The sequence below is a fragment of the Alteromonas sp. Mac1 genome (genome assembly GCF_001562125.1).
GTDB classification, from domain to species: domain Bacteria; phylum Pseudomonadota; class Gammaproteobacteria; order Enterobacterales; family Alteromonadaceae; genus Alteromonas; species Alteromonas stellipolaris.
Genome location: NZ_CP013932.1, coordinates 2,682,045 through 2,700,866 on the forward strand (window position 1 = coordinate 2,682,045; position 18,822 = coordinate 2,700,866).

The 18,822-nt window shown below is 44.7% G+C and carries 7 protein-coding genes; 1 reads left to right on the top strand and 6 read right to left on the bottom strand.

Annotated elements, in window-relative coordinates; translation table 11 throughout:
* Positions 1-78: 78 nt before the first annotated feature.
* From recD to recC, 3 genes are read right to left on the bottom strand one after another with little or no spacing between them, the layout of a single operon-like run.
* A complete protein-coding gene (recD, locus tag AV939_RS11460) occupies positions 79-2,139 on the bottom strand; it encodes an exodeoxyribonuclease V subunit alpha (RefSeq protein WP_082746052.1) in 2,061 nt (686 codons plus the stop codon).
* Positions 2,136-6,173 (bottom strand): exodeoxyribonuclease V subunit beta, encoded by a 4,038-nt coding sequence (gene recB / locus AV939_RS11465; RefSeq protein WP_061997688.1) that lies wholly within the window; start codon positions 6,171-6,173, stop codon positions 2,136-2,138. The genes recD and recB overlap by 4 nt, the downstream gene beginning before the upstream one ends.
* Positions 6,170-9,790: an exodeoxyribonuclease V subunit gamma gene (gene recC, locus AV939_RS11470; RefSeq protein WP_061997689.1), complete on the bottom strand. Its 3,621-nt coding sequence runs from the start codon at positions 9,788-9,790 to the stop codon at positions 6,170-6,172. The genes recB and recC overlap by 4 nt, the downstream gene beginning before the upstream one ends.
* A gap of 594 nt (positions 9,791-10,384) precedes the next feature.
* Here recC and AV939_RS11475 point away from each other — a divergent pair.
* Positions 10,385-11,038 carry a dUTP diphosphatase gene (locus AV939_RS11475; protein ID WP_057791271.1) on the top strand — a complete coding sequence of 218 codons (654 nt, stop codon included), beginning with the start codon at positions 10,385-10,387 and terminating at the stop codon, positions 11,036-11,038.
* Between the two features lie 108 nt (positions 11,039-11,146).
* Here the strand turns inward: AV939_RS11475 and AV939_RS11480 are convergent, their stop codons facing one another.
* From AV939_RS11480 to AV939_RS11490, 3 genes are all read right to left on the bottom strand, one after another.
* Positions 11,147-12,826, bottom strand: a complete 1,680-nt coding sequence (locus tag AV939_RS11480) for an AMP-binding protein (RefSeq protein WP_061997690.1) — start codon at positions 12,824-12,826, stop codon at positions 11,147-11,149.
* Between the two features lie 267 nt (positions 12,827-13,093).
* On the bottom strand, positions 13,094-17,275 hold the full coding sequence (locus AV939_RS11485) for an EAL domain-containing protein (protein WP_061997691.1): 4,182 nt from the start codon (positions 17,273-17,275) through the stop codon (positions 13,094-13,096).
* Between the two features lie 112 nt (positions 17,276-17,387).
* Positions 17,388-18,695 carry a ribonuclease J gene (locus AV939_RS11490; RefSeq protein WP_372620420.1) on the bottom strand — a complete coding sequence of 436 codons (1,308 nt, stop codon included), beginning with the start codon at positions 18,693-18,695 and terminating at the stop codon, positions 17,388-17,390.
* Positions 18,696-18,822: the final 127 nt, after the last annotated feature.

Here is an 18,822-nt window from a genome sequence, read left to right on the forward strand (position 1 = left end):
TTTTAACTTCTAGGTTTTAGTTGCCCACTTTTACGACTCAAATTATGGTAAGCATTTAAAACTGTAAGTGGTAACACATTATTCATCTTCTAACACACACATTTTAATTGCCTCTGACAAACCTGAAAAACGCTTATCTCGCCGCTCTACCATAGCGCTAAATGTTGTGGTGTTCGCAATAACCAAACACCCATCTTTAGCCCGCGTTAGGCCGGTGTAGACCAACCCTCGATGAAACAACCCAGCAGCTTTTTCGTTTTCAGGCCTAGGCAGTATTAACACCACGTATTTAAACTCTGAACCCTGCGATTTATGTATTGTCATTGCAAATACTGTCTCAAACGCAGGAACCCGAGATAACGAAATTGAACGTAGGTCGCCGTCTTGCGTTTCAAACCAAGCCAATAGCTTGCCGCTGAGATCAGGCCAGATAATACCCACCTCACCGTTCGATAAGCGTTGTGGGTGATTGTTTTTCACAATCATAATGGGTTGGCCTTGGTAGAAAAAACCTTCGCGGCGTTTGATATTGTGTTTTATCGCGTCAAACACCAACGCATTCAACCCTTCCACACCCATGTCGCCCTTTCGAACTGGAGTCAACCATCGCACGCGATTGAGCAGACTCAACGCTTCTTTGGCGCTCTGCGCTTTAAACACAGGTTCATAGCTTTCTTGTGCTAACTTTTTCAACACGCTAGTTGTAAACCGGCTTTCAGGTTGAATAAATACACCGTCTTGTAGCCAGTGGCTTTTCTCGCCTGTATCTCTAGATTTAACCGCCGGCATTTTGTCTGTAAGAGCCTCTGAATGCATAGCATCAAGCGCCTGCTTGCTTTTTCCTGCCTGAATAGCGGTAGCAACTTCAGCCACCTGCCCTTTAAATCGCTGAGGCGCTTGCAGGGTATGCACCCAAGTTTTAGCATTCTCGTTCACAGGCAGCAAGGGCAGATGTGGGCACAGGGAAGCAATATGCTGGCGTAGCTCGCTAGTGACTGCGCCTAGGCTATGGCTATTGGTATGTATACCCGATGCGACAAACTCTTCTTCGTCGCTATCGTGTACAAGTTGTTCAAGCACGTTACCTAGCTCTACCGCAGGCAGCTGATCGGCATCACCAATGAAATACAAACGTGCATGAGGCGGTAAAGCGCGAATAATTCTAGCCATTAGCGCCAAGTCGACCATGGACGCTTCATCCACAATAAGCACATCAAGCATGAGCGGGCTTTGCTGATTGTAACGCGTGGCGATGGTGTGTTCCCGTAGTCCTAACAACCTATGAAGCGTAACCGCATCGGTAGGTACGTTGTTTAACAGGTTGTCATCAACTTTACCCCTTAAGGTTTCCAAATTACTCACGATAGATTCGGTCATGCGCTGCTGCGCTTTACCCGTTGGGGCTGCTAATACGATCCGCTCGTTTTGGTTACACGCCTGAAGCGCTAATAGCAGCCTGAGTACAGTGTAGGTTTTCCCTGTGCCTGGGCCACCGTTAATTACGCTAAATTGTTGCACCAAACTTTTCGCCACCGCGACTTGTTGCCAGTCTTGTTCGTCGGTGGTGTTAGTTGGAAACATGGTTGGCCATAGCGCTTTAACCCGTGATAGCCCGTCTTCGCTTAGCGCTGTCACATGCGTTCGATTAACAATACTAGCGGCAATTTCTTGTTCAAAATTAAAGTAGCGGCGGCTATACAACTTGCCTGATTGATAGACAAATAGCGGGAATAGCTTTTTATTCTTGTCATCCTTTTCGCTGCCTAGTGCCTTTTTAATCACACTGATCATTTCGGTAAGACCTGGAAATGCGTAGCCTAACTTGCGAGATGATGCCTCTGTACTTGATTCTGTAGGAGCAGGTTCTGCTTGTGACTCAATAACAGTGCTGGGATCAAGATCGGGCTCGCTTTCTGCGTCGCTTTGGGGCTCAACAAACAGCCGAGTTCCTGCGATTTCAGTGAGTAACAAGCAACTGTGGCCGCTGCGCTGCATAAAAGGCAATGCCACCAGCAAATGTAACCAGATGACCTGCTCAGCGTCGGTAAGTCTTTCGCAATGGGCAAACTCCAGAGCTACAAAACGATCAATTGCTTCAATACCGAAAAGTTGTTCTAAATACTCGTCACTATTTATCATAGGTCCAACTCCCCTTGCACTGCATCTGGCGACGGGCCATTTAAGGCGTGATCGTCTGAAAGCTTCTGAACTGAAGCTTTATCTTCTGCAATCACGGGGCCTAAAAACAAGGTATCTAAAGCCTGTAGCGTTACCGAATCTATGGACGTGAAAAAGACGCCCTCCCCGTTCGTATTGCTTGGATGCATGCCCCGTAAATACAAATAGTACACGCCACCAAAGTGCACTTCGGGCGTATAGTCAACAATGGCATTCTTTAGGTATCTGTGTAGTGCTAAGCAATAAATTAAATACTGTAAGTCGTACAAATGATGCTGATTATTAGCGTTTAATGCTTGAGGCTTATAGTGCGATACGCTATCGCCAAGCCACGTAGATTTATAATCGGCAACATAGTACTTGCCTTCATGGGTGAATATTAAGTCTATAAACCCGTGCATCATGCCCTCAAGAGCCGACATCATTAAAGACGGAACAGGCTCGGCCTGAACAGGCTCTGCTATAGGTAAATCAATGTCTGATTCGCCACCGTGCTCTAACGCAAGCTGCTTTGCCACAGACTTTCTGTGTTCAAACAATATGTGTTTTAGCTCACTCCATTTACTTTCGTTCATGGGAAAATAAAACTCTGCTTCCCTAAGCGTTTGCGCCAGTGAAAGGTCTGACAGGGTTAAATGACTTGGCGACTGTTTTGTACCCAGTGGCGTAGCCAGTACTTCGTCTAACCAGGTATATAAATCGGCAGTACGTGATGCTTCTAACCCAAATCTAACGGCGAGTTCAGCACCATTTTCATCCCAATTAGGCGCTGAAAAATCGTTAAGCTCAAGTAAGTCATGCAGTAAATTACCGGCGCTCGCCCCTTTTTGTAGGGTAAAGCGTATTTGGTTCTGTGAAACGACCTCACCAGAGGTAACCGCAAAAGCATCATCTGATGTTATCTCCTCGTCTCGCACTGTTTGCATGACAGGAATGCTGGGTACTGTTTGGCTAACTTCTTTTGCTGCTTGGCTTACTGACATCACCGTCATGCGGCTAATAGCCGAGAAAGAATACAATCGCCAATCTTCGCTGCTAGTACCCTCAAAGGTTAAGGTACTTAAGGGGACAAGCGTTTCCGTGCTGTCAAAGCTTGAATACTCATGCGCTAGTGAATCGGCACTAATGTGAGTGGCGTGCGCGTCAGGTTCATTAGCAATGGCGTCTAGCATAGTGCCCCAATCACGCCCTTCATCGTCATTGATGTTTAACGCATGGGCCAAGGCACTTTTTTCATGCCCGTCTAATGGCAAGATGCCCATATAACATCGATGTGCGGCTCGGGTAACAGCCACATAAGCTAATCGCATTTCTTCTGCGTCGCCCTCTTTGCGTACCCGTTCAATTGCCGAATTAGTGCGGCCCAATTGTAGCTGCAATTCTTGGCTCTGTTCGTCGTAATAGGTGAATATTTGCGAGTACGATTTTCCACTTTTCGCGGGGTCACGGTAACCTGTAGCAAAGGGTACGAACACAATGGGATACTCTAAACCCTTAGAGCCATGCTGCGTAACCAAGCGTATTAACTGGCTGTCACTTTCAAGTCTAAGGGTCATTTCCTCATCGCTTTCAGGCTGATGAATTTGCTTGTGTAGCCAATCAAGTAACTGCTCCGGGCGCTGATGGGTAGCCCCCGCTTTTTCTAACGTTTCCGCTAGATGCTGATAATTAGTAAGAGCACGCTCTACTTCGCCACCATATGGCGTGTAGTTTTCTTGCATCAGATGCAGCAATACGCTCATGCAGCCTTTTTGTAGCCACATATCACGTAATGAGGAGACCTTGTCGTAAGCCTCATCCCATAGCGCATCGTCTTCGTGATACAACAAGTTTACGAGGGTTTGCGGTGTATACCCCCATAAAGGTGAAGCCAAACTAGAGGCCACCTTGCTAGTATCAGTGTTGTGCCACACACCATTAAGTAACCGCAGTACATCTTTAGCCTCGGGGGTAGCAAATAAATTACTTCTATCGCTCAAATAAACGCAGGCCAAGCCTTGCTGCTGTAATACATATTTAATTACCGAGGCTTCATTACGATTTTTTACCAATATGGCAATATCGGCAGGTTTTACTGGCCTAACGGGGTTAGTGGGTTCCTTTTCATCTACAAAAGTCACCTCGTTAAACAAACGGTAAATCTCTTGGGCTATCCACTGCGCTAACCCACGGCGTAGCGTATTCGCATCACTTTTTTCATCTAAACTAAAACTCACGTAATTCATTGCATCACGTTCATCGTTAGGATCGTGAAGTGGGTGAGTTGCTGCCGCGGCATTGGGTGTAAATTCCACCGGATTGTATTGAATATTAAAGCCGAACACATTTCTAAAGCTAGACTCTTTTGGATTGGGCGTTTGCGGAACCGGCGCGCCGTAAAACAACCGGTTATAGGCCTTCACCATGCCGGCCACCGAACGCCAGTTGGTGTTCATTACCCAACGATAATCCGCCTGCTGTCCTGCTTTTAAATAAGTAAAAATGTCGCCGCCCCTGAAGCGGTAAATCGCTTGTTTGGGGTCGCCAATCATGAGTAGCGCGTTGTCGCTATTTCGCTTTCCATAACCTGATTCAACGCCAGCATTTTCCTCGAAAGCTAAGCCGGACTCGAAGCCCGTGCCTTCTGTAGCATTCACATCGCAGACATTAGCGTCCGCTTTAGGGTAGACCGCATCTAAAATAGCGTATTGCTTGGCATCGGTATCTTGAAATTCATCAATTAAGGCAACGGGGAATTTCTTTCTAAGCTCGGGCACTAAGCTGTTATTAGGCTTAACCACTTCATCTGCGAGCATACGAATAAGGTCGTCAAAGTCGATAACGCCAAGTTGCTGCTTTTGTGCCGCCACATTGGTTTTAATAAAGCTAATGGCGTCGTTAACAAGCGTAAAAACAGGGATTTTATCGAGGTTATCTTGCTTTTCTTTGCATGCCGCTATTACGGCATCGGCAAAGCCTTTAATAGGCGCAAGAATTTCTTTTACCCCAGACTTGTTTCGAGCAAACCGGCGGCCATCAAGAAACGCGGCGCCCTCTCGCGGTAACGGCTCATATTCAGCGCTTTCAAGCCAGGATTTAAGTGCAGCGAGTTCAGGCGTGCGCACCGCTTTGTGATCAGGCTTTTTAAGTAGTTGTTCGTGAATAAGCGTTTCGTTATCCACAATATTATTATAATGGAACGTAAATTGTGCTGGCGCAGTACTCTCGTTTTCGTGCAGGCTAGCGGTAAAAGCCTTCTCTATGGTTTCTTCATCTAGCAAAACCGGTGTAAGCGCGCTTCTTACACTTGAAGAAAATTCATTTAATAGGCTGTCTGGTACATGCCAGCCTTGTTCAGCCAACAACATGAAATCGGCTTCATTCTGTGAGACTTTTCTTATCCAATCTTGCGCCGCTTGCAAATAAATATCGCTAGTGTCTTTACTTAAGTTCAGCGCCATTGCAAAACCACTATTAAACGCTAGTTGCCCAATCACATGTTGGCAAAACCCATGAATAGTAAAGACTGACGCGTCATCGAGTTCTAGTTGAGCGGCTTTTAGCAGAGCCAAACTTTCTTTAGGTGCACAGGCTCGATATAAATGGGCATAGACAGGATCGGTTCTGTTTAATAGCGCAGCTAAGTCAGCGTTTTCATTTAAACCGCTAGCGCTATTTTCTTTCTCATTAATCGCACTGCTATCACCTGTATCAGAGTCATCGACTTGCAGGCACGCTTCCCAAAACGCGGTGGCTTCTCGTAGCGTTTTGGCCACACGCCCTTTAATTTCTTCGGTAGCTGCTTTGGTGAAGGTCATCACCAAAATCTCTTTTACGTTAAGTTTTTTCTCTAACAATAAGCGTAAGTATAAACGAGTGATGTTATAGGTTTTACCTGTGCCCGCACTGGCTTCAATTAAATGCCTTCCTTTTAGCGGCATAGCTGGCACGTTTAGCAATTTAGCTTCTTTCGTGGATGAGGCACTTGTAGATCTTTCACTGTTAGAAAAGCTCATAACTGCTCCTCTGATGAAATGTTAACGACCAAAGCAAACAATAAAAAAGCCTGTGTGGTTGGCATATCATGCCAACTCACGCCATCAGGAAATAACCATTTAACATAAGGGTTACTCGCGATATCAGCGGTAAATTGCCCCGATGACTGTAGCCAATTTTTAAGTATGCGCTGGGCATCTTCACTGGCAAAAAATGCGCATATATCAGGTATGAGGGACTTGCCGACTTCTTCTGTATCTTCGGTATCACTATCAAATTGAGTACCACCACCTTGAGCACCGTCTTCAAATTCAGCATCAATTTTTGAATTAGCCTCAAGGCTAGCCAGAAATATGGGTACGGTGACTTTGTTTGCCAAAAGGGTGCCAGGTGATTTCTTAGTACCACTTACTACAGCACTCATTAATGAGCTATACACTGGCGTAGGGGCACTTAATATGCCAACGAATAATGATTCAATACTTAACAAAACTTGGCGGGCAGTATTCTTGTCCACTGCTGGAAACGTGCGCTTCATTAGCTTAGTTTCACCTTTTATCCAATCGCAGTAAAAGATATCTAGCGGATATTGAGTATGGGGTGTTACATCATCGCTTGCACTAAACACAAGCTGGGTCATAAAGTAACCTAAGGCTCTTATATCATTCACCTTACCTGCGCACGGCTGCATTAAGCTGCTTCCGCCTTCAAGCGCACTGGCAGTAAAGGTAAAGTGGTTGCCTGCAAATTGCGCTCTTTTCGGTTCGGCATCATGAGGCCCCATCGCTTGGGTAAGGGCTACCGCGCTCTCCTTCCACAGCTCTAGCTCTTCTTGAGCTACAGGGTTATTGGGAATGTCACCACGAAGCGCGGCGAATTGCACTACTCTATCGCTGTGCTGAAGAGTTGCCGCATTCGCATCATCAAATGAAGCACTTGAAGAAAACATTGCGTCGAGTACTTGATACCGTACTAGCGCATTTGTTTCAAAAGGTTCGCTATTGTCTAGTAAGGTGAATGACTGGGATAAGTTTACCCCTAATCGCTGCTGTGAAAAGAACTCTAGTGGATCGCGAAACGCGCGTGCCACCTGCATACACTGAAAGCTGGTGTTTTCAGGTGTGCTGTCTACCGCTAAAGGCGCGAGTGAACTTTGTATTTCGCTGCCTTTTTTACCGCCTTCTCTGCCTTTTTTGTTGCCATCAATGCTAGAGCTTTCGGTTTCGGGGGCAGGCGAAACAGCATCACGTAGTGATTGGGCTAGGCGTAACCAGCCCGTTTCATAGCTGGGGAGTGCGCCGGTAAACGCGCTTTCACTGAACGGGTGTAATGGCGCATGCTTTAAATAATGGCCAATGTTTACCTGATAGCCCGTGTCTAACATATCCAAAAATTCACCTAACACTAAGCTAGGTTGGCGCTCACTGTTATTTTTTACATCGTTACCTTGGTAGCTTAAATACAAGCTTTCTCTGGCCGAAATAATCGCTTCTAAAAAGAGGTATCTGTCTTCTAAACGACGGGAACGGTCGCCTACTCTTCTATCAGGCCCCGCCATTAAATCGAGGCCTAAGGGTGTAGACTTACGAGGAAACTCGCTGTCGTTAAGCCCTAATATGCAGACTTTTTTAAACGGGATACTACGCATAGGCAGCATGGAACATACCGTCACTTGTCCCGTCATAAAGTGGTTACCTGCATCAGGAGATGAGAAACGACTTAGCAGTAATTCCCTCACCTGACGTAAACTTAAATCGTAGGTATAACCTGCTTCTTCACATCGAGCAGCCAAATCAGCGGCCACTTTAGCAATAAGGTCCCAGCTGTGTTCTTGCTCTTTGGTTGGGGTAAAGCAGGTATCACGCAGTGCTAATAAATCGGCCCCCCACGCATTCGGGCTTCGTGGGGTATTAAGCTCAGTGGCAAACCTGCCAAGTAGCTCTATAACATGGATTAGCTTACCTAGGGTTACCGTCGACTGACCTTCCACATCGGGAATGGTCAACATGTCATCGATAATACCTTCGCTATCTGGCGCTAACAGACCTAACAATAAACGCCTAATTCCCCACCACCAGCTGTAGGTGTTTTCATGGGTGGCTCCTGCCGATACATTGGCTTTGTGGCTGCCGTCTAACCCCCAGTGAATATGAGCTTGCTTAAGCCATACTGTCATTTGGTCAATATCATCTTGTGCAATACTAAAGCGTTTTTGTACCGCATCTAGTTGCAAGTAATCGACAATATCTGATACGCCAAAACGACTATCAGGCAAATGAAGGAGTGTCATGTAAGCGGCAATAAGAGGCTCAGCATCCATGGGGCTTCTATCGGCAATAGTACATGGCAAGCGCACTGGCCCATTGCCTCCTAGCGGTTTAGTTCCCACCCGATGAAATACCGTGTCTACAAACGGGGCATAGTTCTCTATCGCGGGGCACATCACCAGCACATCAGATGGCGTTCTTGATGCATCTTGCGATAACCAGTGCAGTAAATGATCGTGCAGCACCTGTACTTCACGTAGCGCTGAATGGGTACACATAATGGTCACACTGTCATCAGTGTTTTCACAGAGGTCTGCATCTGTGCTTTTTATACTTGCGAGAGGCGTAGCCGGTAACGCTTCTAATATATCGTTATGAATTTGGTTTAGTAATAAGATTTCACCGCTTTCACTATCAGCTGGAATGGGCGCGTCGAAGGCACTGACTTCAAAAGTGTCTAAATCGGTGAGCAAATTGAAAAGCTCTCTGCCCTGCTGACCCAAATTACCTAATAACGGGTTACTTTGATCCGTCTGCATCCATTTCTCTAGCCCGTCCATGCGAAGCTGCCTTGCTAGTTCGCTATCGCTTTTCGCATCGCCCCAATAATTAACACTGGGGTTCAAATGAAAAATATGAATATCGATGTGCGCCGCTAACGCATCGAAAAAAGCAATCAACTGCGGCGCCATGGTGTTAATAGCAAACACCACAATACGGTTGGGTAATTCGCTAACGCCGCTTTCAAGATGATCGCCGCTATTTAACGCGGTAAGGGTAAGTTGGTGCAGTCTTGCTGGGTGCAAAGGTTCTTGCTTGGATAGATGACGCCATATTTCACTTTGCCAAATTTCAGACTCATCATTCGTTTTGCGCTGGTTTTCTTCCCACGCAAACAACCAATCTGGACGATATAACAAATACTGCTCGTACACATCGGCTAATGCGGTTGCCAATTGCAGTCGTTGTACACCTTGCTCTTGCAGACTGCCCGCTTGTAACCAGTATTTATTAACCTGCTCGAACGCTGCTGTAGATTGTAGCGATGTTTCTTTTCCCGCCGCTTCTAGTAAAAGTGCATCAATGCGCCATGCAAGCACTTCACGTCGGTAAGGCGACTGCTTAGGTACTTTATCTTTACCCAACACTAACCTTGCCGTGTTCCACATAAAGCGAACCGGTAACGGAAAATCAAGGTTCATCGCCACGCCTTGCTCTTTAGCAAGTTGCATACTTACCCAATGTTGCATGCCTGGGCTTTCTACTAGTATGGTTTCAGGGGTAAAAACGCCATTAGGTTGATGCTTGATTAGCGTAGTAAGAAGGAAGCTGAGGTGTTCAAGTTTGTTCGATGGATAAAGCGCGAGCAATCGGAAAATCCTTTGTCGTATTCAGCGGGCGTTATGATATTGAGTGTATCGTAATTCAGTGAATAGGTAAGCTGAAATTAAACAGATTTAAGCGATATTATTAAGGGAAAGAGCGTTTAATTGATGGCTACTAGGAAGAGACAATAAAAAGAAAAAAACCCATACAGGCCTCAGGACACGAAAAACCTGTATGGGTAAGGTTTACGGGTTACCCAGTAGCAACGTGAATAAGCGTTGCCTGGCGCTCATTCACGTTAGCGCTACTGCATAACACAGTTAACAAAAATGATTTTGCAGGTTAAGTGCCAACTTTTAATTCGAATAAAATCAACAACTTAATTAAATATGTGTTTTATATAAGTCTTTCCTTAGGTTACTAATGGTGCAGGTGCACCATTTATGCACCATGAATTCAGCCCGTGTTTCGGACTCAACCTGCGACTGATCCCCTAAACCTTCAACAGCATTACGCTAAATAAGTCATCAATAAACATTCACTGACTCTTCGCATTGCAGTACAATTTCCTCAATTAGAAATTAGGTCTACCGCAGTGTAATGCTTAATTTGATAAAGACATCGTTTTAGGAATAATAATGCTTACACAACAACAACTTGCCACCATGCTCGCACTACAAGACAAAATGAACACAAAAGTTAATCCCGATTGGATTAATGCAGGCTACGGTTATTTGCGAGCCGCTATGGTGGAATCTGTTGAAGCGATTGAACACCACGGCTGGAAATGGTGGAAAGCACAGCAAAAAGATTTGCCACAACTGCAAATGGAATTGGTCGATATTTGGCACTTCGCGCTATCTGCGTGCATCATCGATTCTAAAGGTGAAGTCAGTACTGCTGCTGAAAGTATTGCTGCACAATTAGCCTTAGGTGATGTTATCGTCACCTTCGACGGTAGAGAATACCAGCCAAAACAGCAATCGCTGTTAGACAACTTAGAATTAATGACAGGGCTTTGTGCCGCTAAACGTTTTAGTGTGCCGCTTTTCATGGAAATTGTTGAGCAGTGCGATATGCATGCCGACGAACTTTATCGTCAATACGTGGGCAAAAACGTTCTAAACTTCTTCCGCCAAGACAACGGTTATAAAGAAGGCACCTACAAAAAAGAATGGCAAGGACGTGAAGACAATGAACATTTAGTTGAAGTCATGAATGACTTGAACCTGTCAGACGCTAGTTTCAGTGACAACGTGTATAAAGGGCTTCAGGCAAGATACACCGCCTAATTTAACTGACATTGCGCAAGTCGCTTTTTAATTAGCTGCACTTACAAAAAAAGCCGAGCATAATAATATGCTCGGCTTTATCATAATTTACGCTGCTCACTTACTGAGTTAAGCATCAACCCATACTAATTTTTCTATGTATTCACCTTGAATTACACCGTCAAAACGCTCTTCAAGCACATGGCGTTTCACTTTAAGCGTTGGCGTAAGCAAGTCGTTCTCAATACTCCACTCATTTTTCATGATAACCACACGATCCATCACTTGGTGGCTCTCTAGCTTCGCATTGATGTGTTCAAAGGTCTTTTTGAGGCTAGCTTCAACACTTGCCTTATCGTGTTTTTGCGCTTCTTCACTTAGTACTAACAAGGCGACAGGTTGAGGAAGGTTATTCCCCGTTACACAAACCTGTTCTACGATAGGGTTTTCCATGAATTTAGCTTCAATAGGTGCTGGTGCTACGTATTTACCCTTGGCTGTTTTGAAAATATCTTTCAATCGGCCGGTGATCTTAACGTAACCATCTGCATCAATAACACCTTTATCGCCCGTGCGAAGGTACTTATCTTCAGTAAAAACTTCTGCTGTTTTATCGGGCTCAAGATAGTATTCGAGCATGTTACATGGCGCTTTAACTTGAATCTCGCCTTCTTCTGAAATGCGAACATCTACGCCCTGATAAGCTTTACCGATACAACCAATTTTGTCGTGGCGGAAAGGCACGCTACTAGTACCGTAGGCACTGTTTTCCGTCATACCCCAACCTTCTGAGATATAAACACCAATTTTAGCAAACCATTCAATAACAGCAGGTGCTAACGGCGCTGAGCCACTGGCCCATAAACGTGCGCTGTCGATACCAATACCTTTACGTACTTTCTTCGCCACCAATTTATTGATAATTGGAATCTTCAATAAGGTATCTAGTTTCTTCTGTGGCATTTTAGCCAATACGCCCATCTGGAACTTAGTCCAAAGACGAGGCACAGAAATAAACAAAGTAGGCTCACAATGAAGTACATCACGTTGGAACGACGATAGCGTTTCAACAAAGTGAATTTTGCCGCCACTGTAATAGCTTGCCAATTCAACGAGTACGCGCTCGGTGATGTGGGCTAGAGGAAGATAGCTTAGAAGCCTATCGTCACGGTTAACATCAAGTTGCTCTAGCGATTGCTGTGCAGCCCAACAAATCGTGTAATAACTATGAACTACCCCTTTCGGTTGACCCGTACTACCCGACGTATAAATAATTGTCATGATGCTGTTCATATCTTGAACAGGCGAGTCAGCTATAGGCGAACAATCGATAAACTCTTTCCATTGCTGCTTGGTATCGATATTCGGATAAGGAAAGGCAACAGTATTATATTCAGCTGGAATAGACGCTACTTGCTCTGCAGTATTATCTAACTTACCTACGAATAATAATTGAACGTCGGCGTGCTTGAGAACGTATTGTACGGTGTCAGGCCCGGCAGTAGAGAAAATTGGCACTGAGACGTGCCCTGCCATCATTATACCTAAATCGGCAATAAACCATTCGGCACAGTTTTTCGAAAAAATACCGATACGGCTGCCTGCAGGCAATGCCATTTCTTCAAGTCGTTTCGCTACGCGACGAGCAAGGTTACCCACCTGCTTCCACGTATAATCTTGATATTCACCATTAACAGGCTGAGTAAGGAAAACGTCGTCCCCACTGGTTTGCTCCCAGTGGTACAACATACTTAATGGCGATTTAATCACTTCAGTGCTGTTTGCGTTTGCTGTCATGTCTAGCGGCATAGGTCACTCATATGTTGTTATAATGTAGCTTATTTTTACAATCATTTCACAGATCTCTAATAAGCCTTATTTTCAGACGAATAACAAGCTTTTTAAACGGACGTTTACATTTCATGCGATGAATGACGTGGCGTAGCGCCGGAAATTTAGATTTCTTATAGTTTAGACTTAACTTCTATGATGATCTAATACGCGTTAATTTTAAGCAAATACCTATTCTTCCATCGCTTGGGAAGTTAACGGCGCACTTAAATTAGTAAACTTCACTCACCATTGCTTAAACAGATAGGAGGAAAGTTCATTACTGGGCATAGGTTTAGCGTAAAAGTAGCCTTGATGTAATACACATCCTTTTTCAGACAGACTCAACGCCTGCTCTTCGGTTTCTACGCCCTCAGCAACACTCAACATATTTAAGCTGCTAGCAAGGGTTATTGTGGTCGTTACCAAAGCATCGTTAGCATTGCCTGGTGCCATATCGTTAACGAAGCTTTTATCAATTTTAAGTACCGATAGCGGGTAACGCTTAAGATAACTTAGTGACGAATACCCAGTCCCAAAATCATCTAACGCTAGAATGAAACCTGCGTCAACGAAGCGTTCGATTTGACGCAGTGCATTGTCACTATCATCCATCAATACACCTTCCGTGATTTCAAAACGAAACGCTTCTTTTGGCAGATTGAATTCTTTTAGTAAGGAAAAAACAGCGTCTAAATCAAACTCGGTTTTAAAATGAAGCGCAGATAAATTGATTGAAACGAAACCTCTAAAGCCTTCTTCATACCAAATAGCTAAATCTTCGGCGGCCCGACGCATGGCCGACCGAGTCACATCAATGATATACCTTAACTCTTCTAGAACGGGAATAAAGACGTCTGGGTAAATAGGTTTGCCATCTAGCTCACCACGAAGTAGCAGTTCAACCCCGATAGTAGTTTTTTCGTGGGTATTAATGATTGGCTGATAATGATTGAAGAAACTGTCTTCAGAATAAGCACGTTTTATTAAGTTTTCTGTGATGAGCCTGTGTTTAGCTCTGTCGTTCATATCTTTCGTGAAGTATGTAAAACCACTCAGGGTATCTTTCTTTGCAGAATACATGGCCACATCAGCTTGTTTAATTAGCTCAGCGGGCTCTGTGGCATCATCGGGGTAAAAGGCAATACCGACACTGCATGATACCCGTAGCACTTCGTTAGCCAGCGAAATAGGGGTTTCAACCGACTCGATCAACTGTGCTACAAAAGAGGTAAGCCCATCAGTGGTTTCCATGTCTTCAATGACAATCACAAACTCATCGCCGCCCAAACGCGCTACGGTACCTGCATCAGAGGCTAAGTTACGCATTCTATTCGCCACCACTTTGAGTAGCTTATCGCCATAATCATGGCCTAGTGAGTCATTAATACCTTTAAAGCGGTCTAAATCTACAAACAACACTGCCACATGGGTACTTTGTTGACGCGCCCCTGCAATAGCATGTTCTAATCGGTCCAGTAGCAAGCTGCGGTTGACCAGGCCTGTTAGGCCGTCATAATTGGCTAACTTCAGCAGCTTACGTTCTGCATTCTTTTGTTCTGTAATGTCAGACACTACAAGCAGATAATGGTCAGCTTGCTCGTCTTTTTCACTCCCCTTAACAGCGCTAATGTCTATCAGTACGTCATACTGCTTTGTGTCAGCGCCTTCAATAACCGCTTCGTCCTTCCAAAACTCTCCCCCCTTGAGGTCAGAAAGCTTGCCAGATAGCTGCCATTCCAGCGTAGGATAACGGGTGAAAAGCCTATCAATCTGCTTTGCTAACGATTCTTTGGTGTTGAATTCAAATACGTTTTCAAATGCGGGGTTTGCAGCCACAGGCACTTTATTTTTGTCAAAAATAAGCACCCAGTCGCGGGTTTGGCGAAATGCATCGTTGAAAAGTAACGCTTGCTGCTGCGCTTTTTGGAGTCGAAATAAATGACGCTGGCGTGAAACCACGTACGCAATAATCATCAGCAGTATCAAGATGAAATACATTGCATAGGCAAAGGGCGAGCGCCACGGAACATAAGGCATATCAAACGTTAATGTGGCGGGTAAAACGTTATATTCCACACTGCTGGCCAGTGGTCCCACTGTAAAGTGATAGCGGCCTGGCTCTAAGTTAGTTAAGGTAATTTTATCGTCTTCTGACACGCCATCACTAACCACTTGGTTGTTGCGTAATAAGGTGTAGTGATACTTTGCTTTACCTACTCCATTCATCGACAAGGATGAAAAGTGGATAGTCATTCCGTAATCTTGATAATCTAAACTGATATTCTGCCCGTTTAAATTACCTAAGGGGAGCACAAGCTCACGTGAATCGACACTCACATCAGTAATTGCTGTTTGTCTGGAAACGAGGTTCGAATTGCTGCCCATTTGTTTGAGCAACGCGGGAGAGAAAACCACAACACCTGATGTTGAGCCATAAGCGAGACGCCCGTCAATAAGCTCAAGTGATGCCCCTTGATTAAACTCCGACACTGATAATTCTCGGCCGTAAATAAAGTTTTGTACTTGAGCTGAGGCTGGTGAGTATCGGTGCAGCCCAGAATGCGAACTAAACCAAATATCCCCGTTACTGTCTTTTTGTAAGCCGTAAACGATGTTGGAAAGTAACAAGTTACTTTCGTTTAACTTATAAAGCGGTTCAAAGGTATCGGCATCTACTCCGAATAACCCATAACCACTAAAAGCGAGCCACAATACACCTGTGTTATCGATAACCCACGATGTTATCGAACGCTCATTCGCGCGTTGTTTTTCTGAAAAGCGATATACCAACTCATGCTCTAAGGTAACAGGGTCGACCAACCATAGACCGCCAACCATGGCAAGAAACAGACGGTTATCGTGATAAGAAGAGGCACCTAAAAAGCCAATGGAAAAATTGATATCGAAGATATCCTCATCCAAACCGATAATCTCTAATTTTTCCGCCTCTAAGTTGTAGCGGTAGTAATGATTACCGACAAAATATAAGTCACCGTCAGCACCTATGGTAATACTAGAGTTCCATGCATTGAACACATCGCTATCAAAAGATGATTGCAACGGTGGTATCGATAATTTTCCTGTACTGGGGTCGAACAACCGGATCCCCATGTAAGTTTGCACAAACAACCTGCCATCGCCTGTGGGGACTAACTTTTCAATTAACCACTCTCTTTCGGCCACAAATTCACTGTCAGAGGTAATGAATTGTTCTGATGTGCGCGCTTTGAGGTTAAATCGATTCAATCCGTTTTCGGTACCAATCCATAACACGTCTTTGCCGGTTTGAGTTAAAGACCAAACCACACTGTCGCTTAGCGTGGTACTTTTGTCATTTCGGTTGTTTTGAATAGCATAAATTTCGGCGCTTTTTACGCCAAAATACAATGCCCCCGCGTAAACCGAACTTAACCATAAATTACCGGCATAATCGGTTTCAATATCAAGAATGCGTTTGTTAGAGAGCTCTGTTCTGCCGTTATGGGGCTCAAGGATGTGTTCACTCACCCATTTGTTTTGGATAAGTTGTAATTCAAACAGACCTTCGTTGGTGCCAAACCAAAATGCGTTGTCGTCACGTTGTTCCATCGTCCAGATATTGCGGCTTCTGACTATTTGCTGGAACCCCGAGGGCTTATCGCTAACCACATGAGACAATAATTCAACTTTCGTGGTTTGAAATAGCCCATTAACCGTACCTACCCAAATCCTGCCTTCCGTGTCGTGCATCAGAAATTTAGTGTTTAGGTTATCAATATCGGGCTCAACGCCGTTCAGGTAATTAACGGAAATGGTTTTTGCATCAGCGTTGGATAACTCGATAGCATCTAATCCATCACTAGTGGCCAGTAATAGCCAGCCGTCTACAACGATAATATCTCGAATGAAATGCCGTTGAGCAATGAGTTCGTCACTGAGTATGAAAACTGTCTCGTAAGACATGGTGCGAGTATCAAAACGAATAACCTGTTCAGGCATGGCAATGAACAACGTAGCTTCATCTTGCCAATAAAACTGACTAACATCTTGAAACCAATCTTCTTGGGTTGAAAACGGTAATGCCACTTGTTTGGTGATAGCTTGAGTGCTGAAATCAAGGCGGTAAACACCCGATGCATACGTGCTTATCCAGAGTGCCTTGTCAGTTTCTAAGCTAATTTTGTTTATTGATGCATTAACGAAAAGATCGTTGGGACCTTTTATAATTTTTGTTCTTACTCCATCCCATCGCGCCACGCCGCCATCAGTGGCTATCCATACAAAGCCATCTTTATCTATAGCGATATCGTTTACAACATCTTGTGGAAGCCCATTTTTAGTGGACAACGATTGGAATACTGGATTTGAAAGACGGGGAGACTCAGCGTAGCTAAAAGTGCTAACGAAACAAACAACAAATAAAACTGAGATTAGGTACCAGCGCATGACAACTCGTATGAATGAATCGTTATTATTATTTTTTATAGTGTATCAGAATGTTTGAGTAAATTGCAGCCAGTACCACTAAGTTCCTAAGACGTGCTTGCGTTAAACTTGATTAATCTTGCTGAACAGGAACTCGCCCAGTATTAATAACTTGCCGTCGAATGCTTGGTTGAGGAGCTAACCGATACAAGTCACCGTTTTGCCCCACGTAGTGTTTTTTTACACCACATTCTTTGGCAATCATCGCATGAGCTTTAAGGTGCACCTCTTCGCCATGCACAGGAATAGCAATTTGTGGCTTCACCCAATGGTACATGAGTTTGAGTTCTTCGGCGCATGGGTGACCACTTGCATGAATAGGCAGCTGACTCTCTTCACTCATGATTACTTTTACGCCTCTAGCACTAAGCACATTATTTACTCGCTTAATGCTGTCTTCGTTACCCGGTATGGCAATAGCGGAATAAATAACGGTATCGCCTTTGTCTAATTGTAAATGAGGGTGACTGTCGTTGGCCATTCTAGAAAGGGCGGTATTTTTCTCCCCCTGACTGCCTGTTGCCACACCGAGCACTTCATTTGGTGGTAAGTAGCCTAAATGAAACGCATCTGCCACTGGCAAGTCTACAGGCCAGATTCCTTGTTGGCGGGCAATGCTGTACATATTGATAAGAGAGCGCCCGTATAGAGCAACGTAACGCCCGGTTTTTTGGGCCACCCTAGCTAGGGTAATTAATCGCGCGATATTACTACCAAAACAGGTAACGACGACTCTGCCCTGCAGTGGTTTAACTGTGCTCAACAAACCGTCGTAGCAATTGCGTTCAGAGATGGAGAAACCTGGTTTTGTCGCGTTGGTTGAATCTCCAACCATGGCAAGAATGTTTTCGTTCCCCAAGGCGCGATAGGTATTACTGTCAAAAGGCTTACCGGTAATTGGCTGCGCGTCAATTTTCCAGTCGGCAGTATGTAAAACCGTGCCCGCTGACGTGGCTATTTTTAACGCATAAGGTTCGGGCAGCGAATGGGTTACTGATAACCAGCTTACATCAAAGGGCCCTAATGTCAGCGTTTGTTCAGAGGCTATCTCTACTATAGGTACTTTGTTGGCTAATTTGGTTTGCGCAAGTTTACGGCGTAATACTTCGGCAGTAAAAGAAGTGGTATAGATGGGGCACTGAAAACGTGCCCATAAATACGGTAATGCGCCTACATGATCTTCATGCGCATGAGTGATAACAATGCCGGCAATATTCTCTTTTTGCGCCGCAATGAAAGCGGGATCTGGCGCAACTACCCTGTGATGGGTTTGCTTTTTTGTACCAGTATAGCGATAAGGAGGAATAAGCGGTTCATCGAACGACACTCCACAATCTACCATTAACCATTTGCCGTCATGCCCATACAGGTTCAGGTTCATGCCTATTTCCCCAGTACCCCCTAATGGCAAAAACCAAAGCTCCTCTTTTTTCGGCGTTATCAAACCTTAACCACTCCTTTAACTGCTTTCAGGTTAGAATATAAAACTTCCATGAGAGTTGTTACTA